General features: G+C 62.3%; 17 protein-coding genes. 2 read left to right on the forward strand and 15 right to left on the reverse strand.

What is annotated here, in order from left to right:
* Nucleotides 1–73 precede the first annotated feature (73 nt).
* The 8 genes from LIX00_RS20090 to lipP1 form a co-directional block, all read right to left on the reverse strand.
* The gene (locus LIX00_RS20090; protein ID WP_227356335.1) at nucleotides 74–1267 is read right to left on the reverse strand and encodes an inorganic phosphate transporter; all 1194 of its coding nucleotides are present in this window, start codon (nucleotides 1265–1267) and stop codon (nucleotides 74–76) included.
* 287 nt (nucleotides 1268–1554) lie between these two features.
* A complete protein-coding gene (locus LIX00_RS20095) occupies nucleotides 1555–1992 on the reverse strand; it encodes a DoxX family protein (protein WP_227356336.1) in 438 nt (145 codons plus the stop codon).
* Nucleotides 1989–2156, reverse strand: coding sequence for a hypothetical protein (locus tag LIX00_RS20100; RefSeq protein ID WP_227356337.1), 168 nt, complete (start codon nucleotides 2154–2156; stop codon nucleotides 1989–1991). The genes LIX00_RS20095 and LIX00_RS20100 overlap by 4 nt, the downstream gene beginning before the upstream one ends.
* Nucleotides 2153–2626 (reverse strand): SRPBCC family protein, encoded by a 474-nt coding sequence (locus tag LIX00_RS20105; protein ID WP_227356338.1) that lies wholly within the window; start codon nucleotides 2624–2626, stop codon nucleotides 2153–2155. The genes LIX00_RS20100 and LIX00_RS20105 overlap by 4 nt, the downstream gene beginning before the upstream one ends.
* Nucleotides 2623–2886: an SRPBCC family protein gene (locus tag LIX00_RS20110; RefSeq protein ID WP_227356339.1), complete on the reverse strand. Its 264-nt coding sequence runs from the start codon at nucleotides 2884–2886 to the stop codon at nucleotides 2623–2625. Before LIX00_RS20110 ends, LIX00_RS20105 begins: the two co-directional genes overlap by 4 nt.
* Nucleotides 2883–3221: an ArsR/SmtB family transcription factor gene (locus tag LIX00_RS20115; protein WP_227356340.1), complete on the reverse strand. Its 339-nt coding sequence runs from the start codon at nucleotides 3219–3221 to the stop codon at nucleotides 2883–2885. Before LIX00_RS20115 ends, LIX00_RS20110 begins: the two co-directional genes overlap by 4 nt.
* Before the next feature lie 740 nt (nucleotides 3222–3961).
* Entirely contained in the window at nucleotides 3962–5122 is a 1161-nt protein-coding gene (locus tag LIX00_RS20120) for a PrnB family protein (RefSeq protein ID WP_227356341.1), read from the reverse strand.
* Nucleotides 5123–5322: 200 nt separating this feature from the next.
* Nucleotides 5323–6249, reverse strand: coding sequence for a LipP1 family hormone-sensitive lipase (lipP1, locus tag LIX00_RS20125; RefSeq protein WP_227356342.1), 927 nt, complete (start codon nucleotides 6247–6249; stop codon nucleotides 5323–5325).
* 84 nt (nucleotides 6250–6333) lie between these two features.
* Between lipP1 and kynU the strand changes: the two genes are divergently transcribed.
* Entirely contained in the window at nucleotides 6334–7617 is a 1284-nt protein-coding gene (kynU, locus tag LIX00_RS20130) for a kynureninase (protein ID WP_227356343.1), read from the forward strand.
* 122 nt (nucleotides 7618–7739) lie between these two features.
* A complete protein-coding gene (locus LIX00_RS20135; RefSeq protein ID WP_227356344.1) occupies nucleotides 7740–8723 on the forward strand; it encodes a BtrH N-terminal domain-containing protein in 984 nt (327 codons plus the stop codon).
* A 144-nt stretch (nucleotides 8724–8867) separates the two neighbouring features.
* On the opposite strand, the gene LIX00_RS20140 is transcribed toward LIX00_RS20135, so the two are convergent.
* The 7 genes from LIX00_RS20140 to LIX00_RS20170 all read right to left on the reverse strand — a co-directional run bounded on the left by LIX00_RS20140 (nucleotide 8868) and on the right by LIX00_RS20170 (nucleotide 15528).
* Nucleotides 8868–10316 (reverse strand): MDR family MFS transporter, encoded by a 1449-nt coding sequence (locus tag LIX00_RS20140; RefSeq protein WP_227356345.1) that lies wholly within the window; start codon nucleotides 10314–10316, stop codon nucleotides 8868–8870.
* A gap of 240 nt (nucleotides 10317–10556) precedes the next feature.
* Nucleotides 10557–11729: a tryptophan synthase subunit beta gene (gene trpB, locus LIX00_RS20145; RefSeq protein ID WP_227356346.1), complete on the reverse strand. Its 1173-nt coding sequence runs from the start codon at nucleotides 11727–11729 to the stop codon at nucleotides 10557–10559.
* A gap of 85 nt (nucleotides 11730–11814) precedes the next feature.
* Nucleotides 11815–12588, reverse strand: a complete 774-nt coding sequence (locus LIX00_RS20150) for an enoyl-CoA hydratase/isomerase family protein (RefSeq protein ID WP_227356347.1) — start codon at nucleotides 12586–12588, stop codon at nucleotides 11815–11817.
* Between the two features lie 99 nt (nucleotides 12589–12687).
* The gene (locus tag LIX00_RS20155) at nucleotides 12688–13455 is read right to left on the reverse strand and encodes an SDR family NAD(P)-dependent oxidoreductase (RefSeq protein ID WP_227356348.1); all 768 of its coding nucleotides are present in this window, start codon (nucleotides 13453–13455) and stop codon (nucleotides 12688–12690) included.
* A 60-nt stretch (nucleotides 13456–13515) separates the two neighbouring features.
* On the reverse strand, nucleotides 13516–13971 hold the full coding sequence (locus LIX00_RS20160; protein ID WP_227356349.1) for a MaoC/PaaZ C-terminal domain-containing protein: 456 nt from the start codon (nucleotides 13969–13971) through the stop codon (nucleotides 13516–13518).
* Nucleotides 13968–15116, reverse strand: a complete 1149-nt coding sequence (locus tag LIX00_RS20165; protein WP_227356350.1) for an acyl-CoA dehydrogenase family protein — start codon at nucleotides 15114–15116, stop codon at nucleotides 13968–13970. Before LIX00_RS20165 ends, LIX00_RS20160 begins: the two co-directional genes overlap by 4 nt.
* Nucleotides 15106–15528, reverse strand: a complete 423-nt coding sequence (locus LIX00_RS20170; RefSeq protein WP_227356351.1) for a RidA family protein — start codon at nucleotides 15526–15528, stop codon at nucleotides 15106–15108. The genes LIX00_RS20165 and LIX00_RS20170 overlap by 11 nt, the downstream gene beginning before the upstream one ends.
* Between the last annotated feature and the right edge of the window lie 205 nt (nucleotides 15529–15733).

Genomic DNA, 15733 nt, shown 5'->3' on the forward strand with positions numbered 1-15733 from the left:
TCAAGCGAATCAATAAACGTCGGTGGAGAGGTATCGCCGCCGAACGTAGCAATCAGAAGGGCCTCCCGGCGTGTCAAAATACGATTTGGAGCATCTGCATCGTACCGTATCCGGCGCCTATCGCGAGCGCGAGCGACCCCACCCACGCCATCGCGGTATAGAGCATTTTCCGTTTGCTTATGCTCGCACTTCCCGCTGAGAAGCCGCTGCCGACTACGGCACTGACGATGATCTCGTTGAAAGATACCGGAATACCGAACAGGACCGCCGTTTGGGCGATCGCAAACGATGGAATTAGAGCGGCAATCGACCGGCGGGGCCCGAGCGAGGAGTAATCCTGTGCGATCGCCTTTATCATTCGAGGCGCACCCATCCACGAACCCGCCAAGAGACCAACTCCGCCGAAGAGAAGCAATGCTATCAACGGCACCGCGACCGAGATCGAAGTGCCGTGAAACGCCGCGAGCAGTGGTCCGACGGCGAGACCGACTTGACTCCCCCCTGCGGAGAAGGCAACCAGTCCACCGAGTCCCAATAAAAAGCGGTGTTGAGCCTTTTCGGCGTTAGACTCGAGATCCCGTCGAAGAAGGAGTGCGAGAAGGAGCGCGAAGAGCAGCGAAATCAGTACCACCCCGGCAAGAGAGGGCACCGGAAATTCCGCTGCGAGGACAGCGGCAATCGATGCACCGCCAGACGCAGGACGAAGAAGCGTAAAGGGAATATTCGCGAGGATGAGTCCAACGATCCCGCCGAGGACTGGAATGCTCTGGCGGTCAGATACGCTATCGTTTCTCAGTATTCGCGCCGTGAGATACGCAACGCCCCCACCGACGAAGGGAGTGAGCATCCACAACGTAGCGATCTCGATGTAAGCAGGCCAGACGGGAGTCCCCCCGAGACCGAGTCCGACGCCGATCACGGCTCCCGTCGCCGTAAACGCCGTTGCAATCGGATAGCCGGTGAATATCCCGATTATGACGAGGCCGGCAGCGAGCAATAAGAGAACCATTGCCGCCGGTGCGGTGAGAACGACACCGCCGACGAGGCCGGTACCAACCGCTTCCGCGACGTTCGCACCTTGGAGCACCGCACCGGCGAATCCGAGAATACCAACGAAAAAGCCGGCCCGCATTATCGAGATCACGTGAGCGCCGACTGCCGGAGCAAACGGGGTAGATCCCGACGAACCGGCGCCGATGGTCCACGCCATAATGAAACTCGCACCGCCCGCGATCACGAGAATCAGCACTTGTTCGAGGGCGACCATGTGTAAACTAACCAAACAGTACGCAAATCCTTTCGGCTTGCCTATGCAGCGTGCTGCTATCGTTCGGGCTGGTGGTGCGACGAGTTAGCGATGAAAAGGGTCTCCATTTTCGCATAGGTAGGCTCGATCGATCCGCCACTCTCATCTCCGTGGGATGTTCTCGATTCCGTAAGCGAAGTACAACACCTCGGTACTTATATATTACCCGCTATGCGAGAAGTTCTCGTCGCAGGTCGTCAACGTCGAGGGTCGAAAAATGCGGAGCTTCGCAGGTTCTCGTTGCAGTTTCAGTCGCTTAGCGGTCGGAGGGACCAACGGCCGTAAGCGACGAACGCCGCGAGGAGCCCTATCGCCAGCGGAATCAACGCCAGCGTGCCACCACCGCCGACCAGCGTGAGCACCGTCGCACCGCTCATGATGATCACCAGTCCGGCGGCGGCCAGCGGTGTCAGGCCCACTCGAACGTGCAACAGTCCGGGGAGGAGCAGACCCAGTGCCCCGAGTACTTCGGCCGCGCCCAGGACGCGCACGAAGCGGCCCGATAGCGGTACTGGCGTCTGCGCTGTCAACATCTCGAGCGGTAAGAGCAGCTTCATTCCGCCAGTATACAGAAAGAGGAGCGCGAGCAGCCCCTGGATGATCCACAGGGCGTAGCTTACGAGCGGTCTCCGGGGTCGTGATTCGTCCGCATCTTTCCGCACTCGGGGTTCGATATTTGTCGTCATCTGGACTCCTTTCTTGCAGTCTCTGGCTCGGTCGCTTTCGTACCGATCACCGCGGTCGCCCGCCCACGCCGGGAATCTTTCCGCACTCCATGGATGCGCTCGTCCGGCGTGTCGAGCGTTCGTTGGACGGTCAGGCCGCCGCTGGTTGCCTCGCTCTCGGTCACGCTTCCTCCACCAGGCGGGCGAGGTTTTCGAGGGAGTCGGTCCACCCCGCCGTGGCATCGTCAACGGGGATATCCTCGGGGATACCTTCCTGGTGAACGGTGACCTCGGTTCCGTTGGCGACCGGCTCGAAGGTGATCGTGGTCGTCATCTCGCCGGCCATTCCCGGCTCGTCGGTCTCGAACTCGTCGGTGTGGACGATCCGCTCGCCCGGCACCAGCTCCAAGTACCTTCCGTGGAACGAGTGCGAGTAAGGTTCTAACTCCTCGGTGTCGGCCGTGAACGAGATGCGGAACCGGCCACCCTCTTCCGGCTCCAGCTCGTGGACTTCGGCGCTGAAACCGCTCGGAGGTAACCATCGGGCGAGTTCCTCGGGATCGAGGAACGCGTCGTAGACCTCGTCGGGTGGTGCCTCGATCGCGCGGCTTACGGTCACGCTTCGGTTCTCGTTCGTCGTCGCATCGTCAGTCATTGCTCATCCCCTCCATTCGGTTTCGCGACCAGATCCGCGAACCGCTCCCACGTCTCGCCTGCGCCCTCCTCGAACATCGCGTCGCGGTCTTCAACGCTCTGGAAGACGTCCCGGATCGCTAGACGCGTTCTGTCACCCGTCTCCTCGAACACGCGCTCGCGCGGTGCATCGAAAGTGCGTGCGATGGTAATTGCCTGTTCGCCCGGGTTAGCTGTCAGCGTCGTCTCGCTCGTTTCGGGCGCGGTTTTGTCTGCTATCATTGGTCTTCGATCTCCAGATGGTTGGCCAGCGAATCCAATCGATCTTCCCAGAGGACGCGGTACCGGGTCAACCAGCCGAACGCCGCGCTCAGCGGTGCTGCGTCCAAGTAGCAGCGACGAACTCGCCCGTCCTCTTCGACCTCGATCAGGCCCGCCTCTTCCAGCACACGCAGGTGCTTAGAGATTGCTGCTAGCGAGACGTCGTGCGGCTCGGCTAACTCGCTGACGCTCTTCGGCTCGGCGGCCATCTGTTCGATGAGCGCTCGGCGCGTCGGGTGAGCGAGGGCTTTGAAGATCGCGTCGAGATCCGGGTCGCCTGGCAGTCGTTCAACCATCCGGTTAAACGTACGCTCCCCACATATTTAACCTGTTGGTTAAATGTCTTGGCAGCTCGGTGGCTCGACTACGCGATAGCCGGTACTACCGTAATCCACCGGCGGTCGGCGCGACGGTCGTCCGCTCGGTCCGACGAGCTCTACGCCAAACTCGGTCACCCGACCGGATGACGTCGGCGATGACGCTGACACTTCCTGATTACTCTGCGGTGGGGCGAAGAATGCGAGGATGAGCTCCTCTCCAACCGAAACGATTTTTCGAGGTCGTCGATTAGACAGCCTAAATTAGTAATAAATATGTTAATATAAGATATTTTATGTGGTGTCAAAATGAACAGTGGTCGTCGCCCGTGCGTTCGTCGTGGTCGTTGGTGTCTCAGTACCTCCCGTCCCGGTGGGTGGCCGACTGCGGTCGGGCGATTTCGATCGATCGGCACAGCCAGCGATCGATACGCTTCCGAGGGTGTAGAGGAGGGCTCGGCGGTGCATACCCCGCACATCAGTCAGTGATCTGATAGAGATGTCGTATTCCGCTACGATAGCCGGAACCCGCGTCATCGCGCGTCAGGTCGAGCCAACGGTTCTCGTTCGGTTCGGTTCGGGTCGGGCGGGCGGCCGCAGTACTCGGATCAGTTTCCGTTTTGAAATCGGCGATCGTAGATAACGGACGATTCTCGGGAGGTCAATACGAGCCCTACTTGCAGAAACGTCTCAGTTCGGTAGGTGATGGGTTGAAATTCTCACCCCGACGGGGACGATAGCTTGGAGTTTTGCGTATCGTCGGTGAACGACCCGAGATATCGCCCGTACGGCGTTCCACCCGTTCCTTTCTGTTCGTCGAGTGGCTTCGTCAAGTAGGTCTCGACGATTTCGATATGGTGATCGCGGAAGGTAACCATCCGATCGATACAGTCGTTGTACGTTTTGCGGAGGCTTTCGTCGCCATTTTCGGCGTAGTCACGGACGTTTGGACCGTCTTCGACCGCCTCGATGAACGCTCGGTGACCGGGGGGCATATCACCCCGTAGGACGTTGAGATGGGACACGAGTGGGTTATCACCGTGATCGATTCCCAAAGCGGCGTCGAACGCTTGAAAGAGACTCGATTGTGCGCCCGAAGCGCCTCGGTACGATCGAGGGCCGTCGAGTTCGGCGACACCCTCGTACTCGACGCTCGTGAGCGATTTCAAATACGGTCGAAACCCTCGTCCGTATCGCTCAGGATCGTTGCGCTCCGGCATCCTGTCGAGGGTATCTGTGATATCGCGTAGTGCGTCGTCTATCGTCCGAAGGGCCCGCTTAACCCTCTTCGGGGCGTCTTCAAGGATTCCCTGCTGTGCCTCTCCGATTGCCGCGATGGCCGGCCCTGCTGCGCTCTCGATGGCGACGTGGATGGCGATGAACCATCGCTCGTCACGCGGTTCGAAGAAGTTCGTGATGGAATCGATGTTCGGTGGCGTCATCGCACCGTCAGCGTCGATTCGAGTCCAGTTGTGGAGGACGTACGCGTCGTACGAAAGCACCGGCGTGCAGCCGAGGCGCTTCGTCGATTCGTAGAGCGGGACGGCCACCCCTGCAGGAATCGCCTCGGCGGTCGGCGCGTCTGGCTTTTGGACGTACGCGTTCGCGAGAAATCCGCTGACGCTGTAGACGCGCATCAGTTCGCGTTCGGTCAACGCGTCGAATACCCGCGGCGCTGGCGCTTCGAGGTCTTCTACCGCCGTTCGTAACCGGTCGTCCTCGAGGAGGCGAGGAAGGTTTTCTCCCAGTTCGTCGAGAGACTGCAGATGCGAACGAGTGGTTTTCCCGAACGAAGTGAGTGGTTCGGTATCGGGGAGGAATCCGTGATCGGGACTGATATCGAACCGATCGTAGTCGAGTGATTCAGCACGTTCGGTCATCGTTGGTTTGACCAGCACGGTAATCCTATTAAAGTATGAAGTTCGTTTCTACTGTCAAATTTGATGGCTAGATTCCGAATTTGTACAATGCCGCCCACACCTACCCTCGATTGACGATGTTTGTGTTCCTCTCTCGAAATCGAAATTTTTCTGATTATAACGATGCGGGAGAATGACGGGAAACCGACGGTCGTCGGTTTCTACTCGATGCTTCGCGCCACCGCATCCAACGCTTCGTCGGCGACTGTCACGTCGTCGCTGAGGCTGAGGAACCCGTGAGCCATCGTGGGATAGTGGAGGTGCTCGACATCGACACCGTCGTTCGCCAGACGGTCGGCGTAGGCGGCCCCCTCGTCGCGGAGTGGATCGAACCCCGCGGTAACGACCGTCGCCGGTGCAACCCCCGACAGATCGTTCATCCGCAACGGAGACGCGAAGGGGTTGTAGCCGTCGACAGAACTCCGAAGGTACCGGTTCCAAAACCACTCCATATCGGCGCGGGTCAACAGCGGTCCGCCTGCGTTCGCCTGATACGAATCGGTATCGAACGCGAAATCGGTGATGGGATACAGAAGCAATTGGCGGGTGATGTCGGGACCGTTCTGTTCCCGAACCCGGAGGGCCGTTACTGCGGCGAGATTACCTCCCGCGCTGGTACCGCCGACGGAGATACGCCCATCGCTCCCGAGAACGTCGGCATTCCGGGCGACCCACTCGAGGGCAGCGTACGCATCGTCGACTGCCGCCGGGAACGTGTGTCGCGGTGCGAGACGGTAGTCCACCGAGACTACGATGCACTCCGCGCGCATCGCGAGTTCGCGACAGATATTCTCGACCGAGTCGAGCGTCCCAAGTACCCACCCGCCACCGTGATAGTAGACGAGTGTCGGAAGGCGTTCGTCCGTACTGGGGGAGTACACTCGAATCGGAACCTCGCCGCCCGGGCCGTCGAACGCAAAGTCGCGGACGACCTCCATCTCGGGGCCGCCACCGGTCGTGAACAGTTCGTCTTCGATGCGCCGCGCACTCTCGACCGATAGTTCGTGCCATTCCGGAATCCCCATCGCTTCGATTTCATCGATGACGGTGGCGAGTTCGGCGTCGAGTTCATCAGCACTCGTTGACATGCGTGGTGTATTTCGTCACTCCACCTTGGCTGTTCGGGTGATTTGCTCCGAAAAATACACCCTGATGGGCGTGTCACACGTCCTATGGACGATCACGAACTCGGGCGCGAACGCGCCCAGCGACTCGACGATGCGGCCGGCGTGAATCTTCGCGATCGGTTCTATCTTCCCGACGACCTCTACCTCGATGGTAACTCCCTCGGCCCGCTTTCGACGGACGCCGAGCGCAGCCTTCAGCGCGTTATCGACGAGTGGCGCGAACGTGGCATTCGAGGCTGGACCGATGGCGAACCGCCGTGGTTCCACTACGGCGAACATCTCGGCACCCGTCTCGCACCGCTCGTCGGGGCGCGCGAGGACGAGGTCGTCGTGGCGAACTCCACGACCGTCAATATCCACACGCTCGTCGGTACGTTCCTCGATTTGTGTGCGGAGTCGAACCGCGGGCAGAAGATCGTCGTGAACGACCTCGACTTTCCGACCGACCACTACGCGATACGTTCGCAACTCCGTCTGCGCGGGCTCGACCCCGACGACCACCTCGTTATCGTCGAGTCTCACGACGGGCGGACGCTCCGCGAGGACGATATCGCGGCCGCGCTCGACGAACACGACGACGTCGGCATCGTCTTCATGCCCTCCGTCTTCTACCGTTCCGGTCAGTTACTAGATATCGATTCCGTAACCGACCTCGCGCACGAACACGATGCGTTTGCGGGTTTCGACCTCGCACACTCCGTGGGAGCGGTCCCTCACTCGCTGGCCGAGAGCGGCGTCGACTTCGCCGTGTGGTGTCACTACAAGTATCTCAACGCCGGCCCGGGCGCCATCGCGGGGCTGTACGTTCACCGGGATTATCACGGTGAACTGCCGGCGCTGGCGGGTTGGTGGGGTCACGAGAAGGAGACGCAGTTCGAGATGCAACTGACCTACACGCCCGCGCGCTCGGCGGGGGCGTGGCAGATCGGCACGATTCCCATCCTGAGCGCCGCGCCGCTCGCGGGCGTGTTGGATATCGTCGACGAGGTCGGCATCGAAACGGTGCGCGAACGGTCGGTGGAACTCACCGAGTATCTCATCTCGCTCGTCGACGAACGTCTCCCCGAGTGTACGGTGGGGACCCCCCGCGACCCCGATCGGCGCGGCGGCCACGTGGCCATCGAGCACCCGGAGGGGTATCGCATCAACGAGGCGCTCAAAGCGCGCGGCGTCGTCGTCGACTTCCGGCCGCCGAACGTGATTCGCGTGTGTCCGTCGCCGCTCTACGTCGGCTTCGAAGACGTCTGGGAAGCGGTCGAGCATCTGCGCGAAATCCTCGACGAGGGTGCGTACGAGCAGTTCGAAGAACGCGGCGGCGGCGTAACGTAGCTCACCTGTCGCCGGCGTCGGTCACGCTGCCGCGTCTCTCGCCGGTGGAGACGAGGAAAGCGTACGGCTAACGACCCTACGGAGACAATAGTACTTTAGGGAGGGAAATCGGTCGATTGGATATGTATCTCTCCGAGTACTCGCACGCGTCCGGCGCTCACTGTGGGTCGGCGTCGCTTCGCAACCTGGCGACCTACTACGGGTGGGGATTGAACGAATCGCTCTGTTTCGGACTCGGTTCCGGCCTCGGATTCGGCTACTACGACCGCGGTCCGGCGAGTCGCGTCATCATGGGGCGGAACGGACGACTAGAGACGGAATTTTTCGAGACGCTCGGAATCGACTATCGGGAAGTCAGCGGACAGGCGTGGGAAACCGCGTGGAACGACGTGCGGGCGCGGATCGCTGACGAGACTCCGGTGGTGCTGTTCGTCGACCTCTTTTATCTCGATTACTTCGAGACGAACACGCATTTCGGCCCGCACGTGCTCCTCTGCGTCGGAACCGACGATGACGAGGTGCTCCTTTCCGACAGCGAGTTCGATTCCGTACAGCGACTACCGACCGCACGGCTACGGGGGGCGTGGAGTTCGGAGTACGGGTTCGCCCCGCTCGACAATCGGTGGCTCGTCGTCGCCGACCCCACCGTCGAGAACGATCTCGCGACGGCGAGTAAGCGCGCGATTCGACGGGCGGCGGAACACATGCTCTCACCGGCCGACGGTCAGTGGAAGTCGGAGGGCGTGGACGGTATTCGACGGTTTGCCGCGGACCTTCCGACGTGGACAGCGTTGGAGGACGCGAGTTGGTGCGCCCGGTTCGCCTACCAAAACATCGAACGACGCGGAACTGGCGGCGGTGCCTTCCGCCGGTTGTACGCCGACTTTCTCGACCAAGTAGCCCCCGACGTCGGACTGGGGGAGGAACTTCCGGATCGACTCCACGACATCGCCGACGAATGGACCGAGTTGAGCGGAACGCTCAAAGACGCGAGCGAGGCCGAGGGGCGGCGACAGGAACGGCTCTTAGAGCAAGCGGGCGACGAAGCGATGGCGCTGGCCGACCGCGAAGAGCGGTTTTTCGTCGAACTCGAAAAGGTGTCTTAGGCCGTATCGGCACCGGGCAAACTACCCTCGGTGAACTACCACACCTCCTCTCGCGTGCGTTCTTCGTGGACGGGGACATCGCGCCCGCACGCAGGCGAGGAAACGGGACGGCCGACGAGCGCACGCCGAAACGACCCGGCACGATTAATCGTCGACCGGACTGACCGTCGTCGCCTGCGTCGCCTTGGGAATGTAGGCGGCAACTGCCGCGGCGGTGAGACACACGGCCGCGGCCACCGCGAAAACGACGGTCAGTCCGTCAGCCATGACGGCGGCGATTCCGGCTGGCGTATCACCGCCCCCCAGCAGGAGGCGCTGGAGGTCGCCGAGATCCGAAACGCCAGGGATCGAGGCGAGTCGGTCGCGCATCGAGGTGTTGAGGACGACGCCGAGCACCGCGACGCCGATAGTTCCGCCGAGGTTTCTGAAAAACTGTTGCGTAGAGGTTGCGAGTCCCATTCGTTCGGTGCCGAGGTGGTTTTGAATAGCGACCAACAGCGGCGGGGTGAGCGTCCCCATCCCGACGCCGGTGATGAACACCGTCACCATCATCATCCACAGGGGCGTGTCGACGGTCCAGAAGACGGCAATCACGAAACTCGCGGCCATGAGGAGTGGGCCAATCGTCGCGAGGCGGCGCTCGCCGTATCGATTGATCAGGCGGCCCGAGACGAAGCTCGTCCCGGACCAGCCGATGGATATCGGGAAGACGATCAACGCGGCGCTCGAGGCGCTGCCCCGGATACTCTGCACGAACAGCGGATCGTAGGTGAGCGCGGCGAAGACGGCGAAGCTCGTGAGGAAACCCGCCGCGTTCGTGACGACGAACGTCGTGTCGCCGAACAACGACAGCGGGATAATCGGCACGTGGGCGCGCTGCTCGACGATGTAGAACAACCCGAGACTCACGACGCCGAGTGCGACGAGACCCGCCGCGAACGGCAGTGCCGAGTCGAACGTTTCCAGCGCGATCAGGATAGCACCCACGCCGATGGACAGCGTCGTGGCACCGGCGAAGTCGACGTGGCGCTCGGCGTCGCCCGTGGTCTCGTCGAGCGACCGGGACGTCACGAGCACGGCCGCGACTCCCACCGGCACGCTGAGGTAGAAAACCCACCGCCACGAGAGCGTCGCGACGATCAGGTAGCCGAGCAAGGGACCGATCACGCTCGACACCCCCCAGACTGCGCTCCCGTATCCGATCGCCTTCCCGCGCTGATCCGGCGGGTAGATCACGCCGAGAACGGTGTACGGAATGGAGAACATCGCTCCCGCGCCGATCCCTTGGAGCCCGCGGAAGACGATAAGCTGGGACATGCTCTGAGCAACACCGGCGAGCACGCTGCCGATAACGAACACTCCGATGCCGACGTAGAAGAGGCGTTTACGGCCGTAAATGTCCGCGAGTCGGCCGAACAGCGGCATCGTGATGGCAGCGAACAGCATGTAGATGGCGAACACCCAGGAGTAGAGTTCGAGCCCCCCGAGCGAGGCTACGACCGTCGGCATGGCCGTACTGACGATCGTCCCATCGATGCCGGCGAGGAAGATTCCGAGCATCATCCCGAGGGTAGCGAGCCGCCGATCCGTCATGCACGTCCCCCTGAGAGATTGCGAGCTCGGCGGACGCCGTTCGAGGTACCGAGTAAGACGGTCATCCTACTCTGTTTGCTCGTGCACGTAAATAGGTCGTTGGGAGTGCGAACCGCGGAACGCTGGCGCTGACGGATCGTCGTTAAGGTCGATAGCGACGACGAATCGACGCGGCAATTTGGAACGACCGGGCCTCCGCAGCAGGAGGGAAGGAAGACGGAACTCCCGCTAAGAGACGGTTCACCTCGTCGAGAGGTACTCGTTCGCTATCTTGTCGACGTCTTTGTCACCCCGGCCGCTCAAGTTCACGATGATGACGTCGTCCGAATCGCGTTCTGCGGCGAGTTTCTTCGCCAGCGCAACGCCGTGACTCGACTCCAAGGCCGGCACGATTCCCTCGAGACGGCACAGGTCCTGGAACGCGTCGAGCGCCTCGTCGTCGACGACGGCCTGGTACTCGCAGCGGCCGACTTCGCGGAACATCGCGTGTTCGGGCCCGACGCCGGGGTAGTCGAGTCCCGCAGCGATGGAGTGGACCTCCACATCGTCGTCGAGAACGCGGGTTCGCATCCCGTGGATGACGTCTTCCTTCCCGGACGCGAGCGGCGCGGCGTGGCGTTTCGAATCGGAGCCCTCGCCGCCGCCTTCCGCCCCGAAAAACTCGACATCGTCGTCGCGGAAGGCGTGGAACAGCCCCATCGCGTTCGAACCCCCGCCGACGCAGGCGACCGCAGCGTCAGGGAGACGCCCTTCCTTTTCGAGGATTTGTTCGCGGGCCTCGTTGCCGATGACGGATTGGAAGTCACGCACCATCCGCGGGAACGGATCCGGACCGACGACCGAGCCGACGAGATAGTGCGTGTTCTCGACGTTCTCGATCAAATCTTCGAGCGCGACGTCGACGGCGTCGGCAAGCCCCTGTCCGCCTTGCGTCACTTCGTTGACCTCCGCCCCCATCAGTTCCATGCGGAAGGCGTTCATCTTCTGGCGCTCGAGATCCTTCTTCCCTTGGTAGATCACCGTCTCCAGTCCTAGGAGTGCGCCGACGATGGACGTGGCCGTCCCGTGCTGACCGGCACCGGTTTCGGCGATGAGACGCTCCTTCCCGGCGTGTTTGGCCATGAGCCCTTGCCCGAGGCAGTTATTGAGTTTGTGTGCGCCGCCGTGGAGCAGATCTTCCCGTTTGAGATAGATCGTCGCCCCGTATTCGGCCGATAGTCGATCGGCGCGATACAACGGTGTCGGTCGCCCGGCGAAATCTCGCTGCAGTCGTCGGAGTTCGGCCCGAAAGTCCTCGTCGTCTTTCACGCCGTCGTACGCGTCAGCTAACTGTTGTAGAACGTCCGCTAGCTCGTCAGGAACGTATCTGCCTCCGTACGACCCGAATTCGTGCCGCTGGCCTTCTTTAGCCATGTCTTCCCATACCACAGTATGGATAATAAACATACTGTACCGTGGAAATTCCATCATCGGGTCGCAAAGGGCACGAGTTGCGTGGCTACGCCGGCCAATCGGGATCGCGTCGTTCGAGTCGGGCGTCGACGCCCTCCCGGTAATCGGGGTCGGTACGGGCCGCCTCCAACGAGATCGCCTCCAGGTGTCCTTTCGCCGCCGTCGGCGACATATCCGCACTCGCGTAGATACCCCGCTTGAGTTTTTTGAGCACCCGCGGGCTCTTAGCTCCGAGCGCATCGAGCACCGATTCGACCGTCGCGTCCAACTTCTCCGCGGGAACGCTTCTGGCTACGAGGCCGATTTCGTCAGCGCGAGCGCCGGTTATCGGTTCGCCGGTCATGAGGATATCCATCGTCGTCGGAAGGCCGACTCGCTCCAACAGTTCCGGCGGCGAGAAGTGATTGACGATACCGAGCGCCGACTCCGGTTGGCCGATCTGAGCGTCGTCCGCGGCGATCGGGATGTCGGCGTGTAGCAGGAGATCGAATCCACCGCCGTACGTGTGCCCGTCGATCTTCGCCACCGTCGGCTGAGGCATCGTCCGCATTTCGGTGAACAACTCCTCCCACGTCTCGGTGAACGGTTCGAGAGCGTACTCGCGCTCTTTTACCTCCTGTAAATCCCCGCCGGCGCAGAAGGCATCGCCCGCACTCTCGAAGAGTACCACTCGAACATCGTCCCGTTCGCGATACTCGCGAAGTCGGTCCGTGATCGCCAGCTTCGTCTCCATATCGATCGCGTTCAGTTTCGCTTCGCGCTGGATCTCGACCCGCGCGACACCGTCTCGAACGCTGAACTCGGCGTTAACGTCGGCCATGATACGACAGTTGTCGCCCTCCTCGAAAAAAGGGTACCCTCCGCCGTCCGATTCGCCCACCTCCGCCGCTGGCGGCGGAGCAAACACCGAACCGATTAATCACTCGGCGAGCCAGCCGCCGTCTACAACCAGGCACTCTCCGGTCACGTACGAAGCCATCTCGCTGGCGAGGAACACGACTGGTGCGGCGACTTCGTCAGGGTCGGCGAACCGCTTCATCGGCGTTTGGTCGAGTAAACGGCGGTAGAGCTCCTCGTTTTCACGGATGCCGTCCGTCAGTTCGGTGGTTACGTAGCCGGGCGCGACGGCGTTCACGCGCACGTCCGGCGCCCAATCGAGCGCCAGACTCTTGGTCAGGCCGACGAGTCCGTGCTTCGATGCGACGTACGGGTGCTGGCGCGGGATACCGACGACGCCGCCGACGCTCGCGACGTTGATGAGCGAACCCCCCGATGCTCGTAACGCCGCACCCGCCTCCCGAGCGCAGGCGAACGCACCTCGGAGATTCACGTCGACCGTCCGGTCGAACTCGTCAACGTCCGTCGTCTCGGGCCGACCGAGTGCGCCTCGGGGATTGATTCCCGCGTTATTGACCACGACGTCGATGCGGCCGAACTCGTCTTCGACCTGCGCGAAGAGCTTCTCCACCGCTTCCCGGTCGCTCACGTCGGTGGGAGCAACGAGCGACGCACACCCTCGCTCTCGCACGGCCTCGGCGGCATCGACGACGTCATCTTCGGTGCGAGAAGTCGGCACTACGTCGGCGCCCGTCTCCGCGAACGCTTCGGTGATAGCGCGTCCAATTCCACGCGTACCGCCGGTCACGACGGCTACCCGCCCCGAGAGATCCGGTGTCAAATCGGTCATCCCTTCGAGGTGAGAGGGCGCGGATAATCAAGTTGATGTCGGGTCGCGGGCCGTCGTCCATCACTTCCGCCCGACTAACACCCGCTTGGTCAACTGCAAGACGGGCTCGCCTTCGTCCGACCGCACCACGAGTTCGAATCGAACGATACCCCGCTTTTCGTCCCACTCTTCGAGACCGGTAATTTCCGCGCGGGCGGTGAGAACGTCGCCGGGTGTGACAGGGCGCCTCCACCGGAGGTTCTCGACCTCGACGCCCGCGACGACGGCGATGCCCGCGTTGTCGACGACGCCCTCCACGAACCGCCGCATACTGATCGCCGCCGTGTGCCAGCCGCTGGCGACGAGTTGGCCGAACGTCGATTCGGCCGCTGCCGCCGGGTCGGTGTGAATCGGTTGCGGGTCGTATCGCTCGGCGAAGGCGGTGATCTCCGCTTCGGTGACCGTCTCAGACCCGAGGTCGAACGCCTCGCCGACGGTGAGGTCGTCGAAATAGCGGTGCGTCGATTCCTCGGTCATTCGTAGAGTCGCTTGCTCACCACGAGCCGGTTCACCTCGTTCGTCCCGTCGTAGATCTGCGTGCCCTTCGCCTCGCGCATGTACCGCTCGACGGGGTAGTCGCGCGAGTAGCCGCGTGATCCGAGTACTTGCACCGCCTCCGTAGCGATGTCCATCGCCGCGTCGGTGGCGAAGGTTTTGGCCATCGCCGCGTCCTGCGTGACGCGCTCGCCCCGGTCGCGATTTCCGGCGGCGTACATCGTCAAGAGCCGTGCCGCCTGCGTCCGCGTGGCCATATCCGCGAGTTTGAATCCGATTCCTTGGAACTCGCGAATGGGCTGGCCGAACTGCTCTCGCTCGTCGGCGAACGCTTTTGCCGCATCGAGCGACCCCTGTGCGAGGCCGACGCCTTGGGCGGCGGTACCGATTCGACCGATATCGAGCCCCTCCATGACGTAGCGGAACCCGCGTCCGTCCTCGCCGACGAGGTTCTCGACGGGAACCCGGGCGTCGTCGAATCGAATCTCGCTCTCGATAGCGGTGTCGCCTTCCATGCAAGGGATGTTCCGGACGAACTCCACCCCGTCGCGGTCGCCGGGATCGGGGATGCCGATGAGACTCAATCCCGCATGGCTCTCATCGCCCGTCCGCGCAACGACGAGGAGGAAGTCCGCGACTTCCCCGTTCGTCGTCCACACTTTGTGACCGTCTATCACCCACTCGTCTCCTTCGCGTCGAGCGGTGGTTTCCATCGCGGCGGCGTCGCTCCCCGCGTCGGGTTCCGTCATCGACAGCGCCGGAACGGACTCGCCCCGACAGATCGGGGCGAGCCACTCTTCACGGTGTCTGTCGGTGCCGAACTCGGCGATCGGATAGCCCACCAGCCCGCAGGCGATGTTGACGGCACCCGCGACGAGTTTCCACGCTCGCGAGAGTTCCTCGACCGTGACCACGAACGAGCGATAGTCGAGTCCACCTCCACCTACGTCCGTCGAGAACGGGACGCCCGTCAGTCCCGCTTCGCCGACCCGTCGGACGAGTTCCGCGGGGAACTCTCCGCGCTCCTCGTACTCCTCGATACGCGGCAGTATCTCCTCCTCGCAGAACTCGCGCACCGTCTCGCGGTGTGCCCCGTGGTCGGCGGTGACGGTGAACTCACCGAGCATCGGTCGGTCCCTCCTCGTCGATGACGGCGAACCCTTCCAACTCGACCAGCGTCTCCTCTTTGAAGAAGCCGCTCACCTCGAAGAGCGCGAGCGCCGGATACTCCTCGAAGTATCGGCCGAACACCTCGCCCAGCGGTTCGAGGTTCTCGCGATACCGCTCGCGGTCCGCGACGAAGATGTTCAGTTTCACGATATCTTCGCTCGCACCGCCCGCTTCCTCGACGACCGTCGCGAGGTTTTCGAGCACCCGTTCGAACTGGCCGACGAGGTCACCCGAGGCGACGATGTTTCCATCTGCCCCCGTCGCGTCCTGTCCGGCGAGGTAGAGCGTCTTCCCGCCCTCGACCAGCACACCGTGATTGAACCCGCGGGGGTCGGCCAGTTCGGACGGTGTGACGATTTGGCGTTTCATGTGTGGGAACAACTGGCGCAGCTATCTTAAGAGCTATCCTCGCGATGAAATCTTTTGGGCGAGCGGGGACAGCAGCGTTCCTCGCACGGGGATACTCTACGGTACCGTTCTCGCCTTCGTTCGAAAAGCGGCGTCTCGTCCGGCACCTCCGGTCTCGCTTTCTCGGACTCCGGTACGAAGCCCCTCTCGCACAAACTAGGCGAGT

This window comes from Haladaptatus salinisoli (assembly GCF_020614375.1).
Taxonomy (GTDB): Archaea; Halobacteriota; Halobacteria; order Halobacteriales; family Haladaptataceae; genus Haladaptatus; species Haladaptatus salinisoli.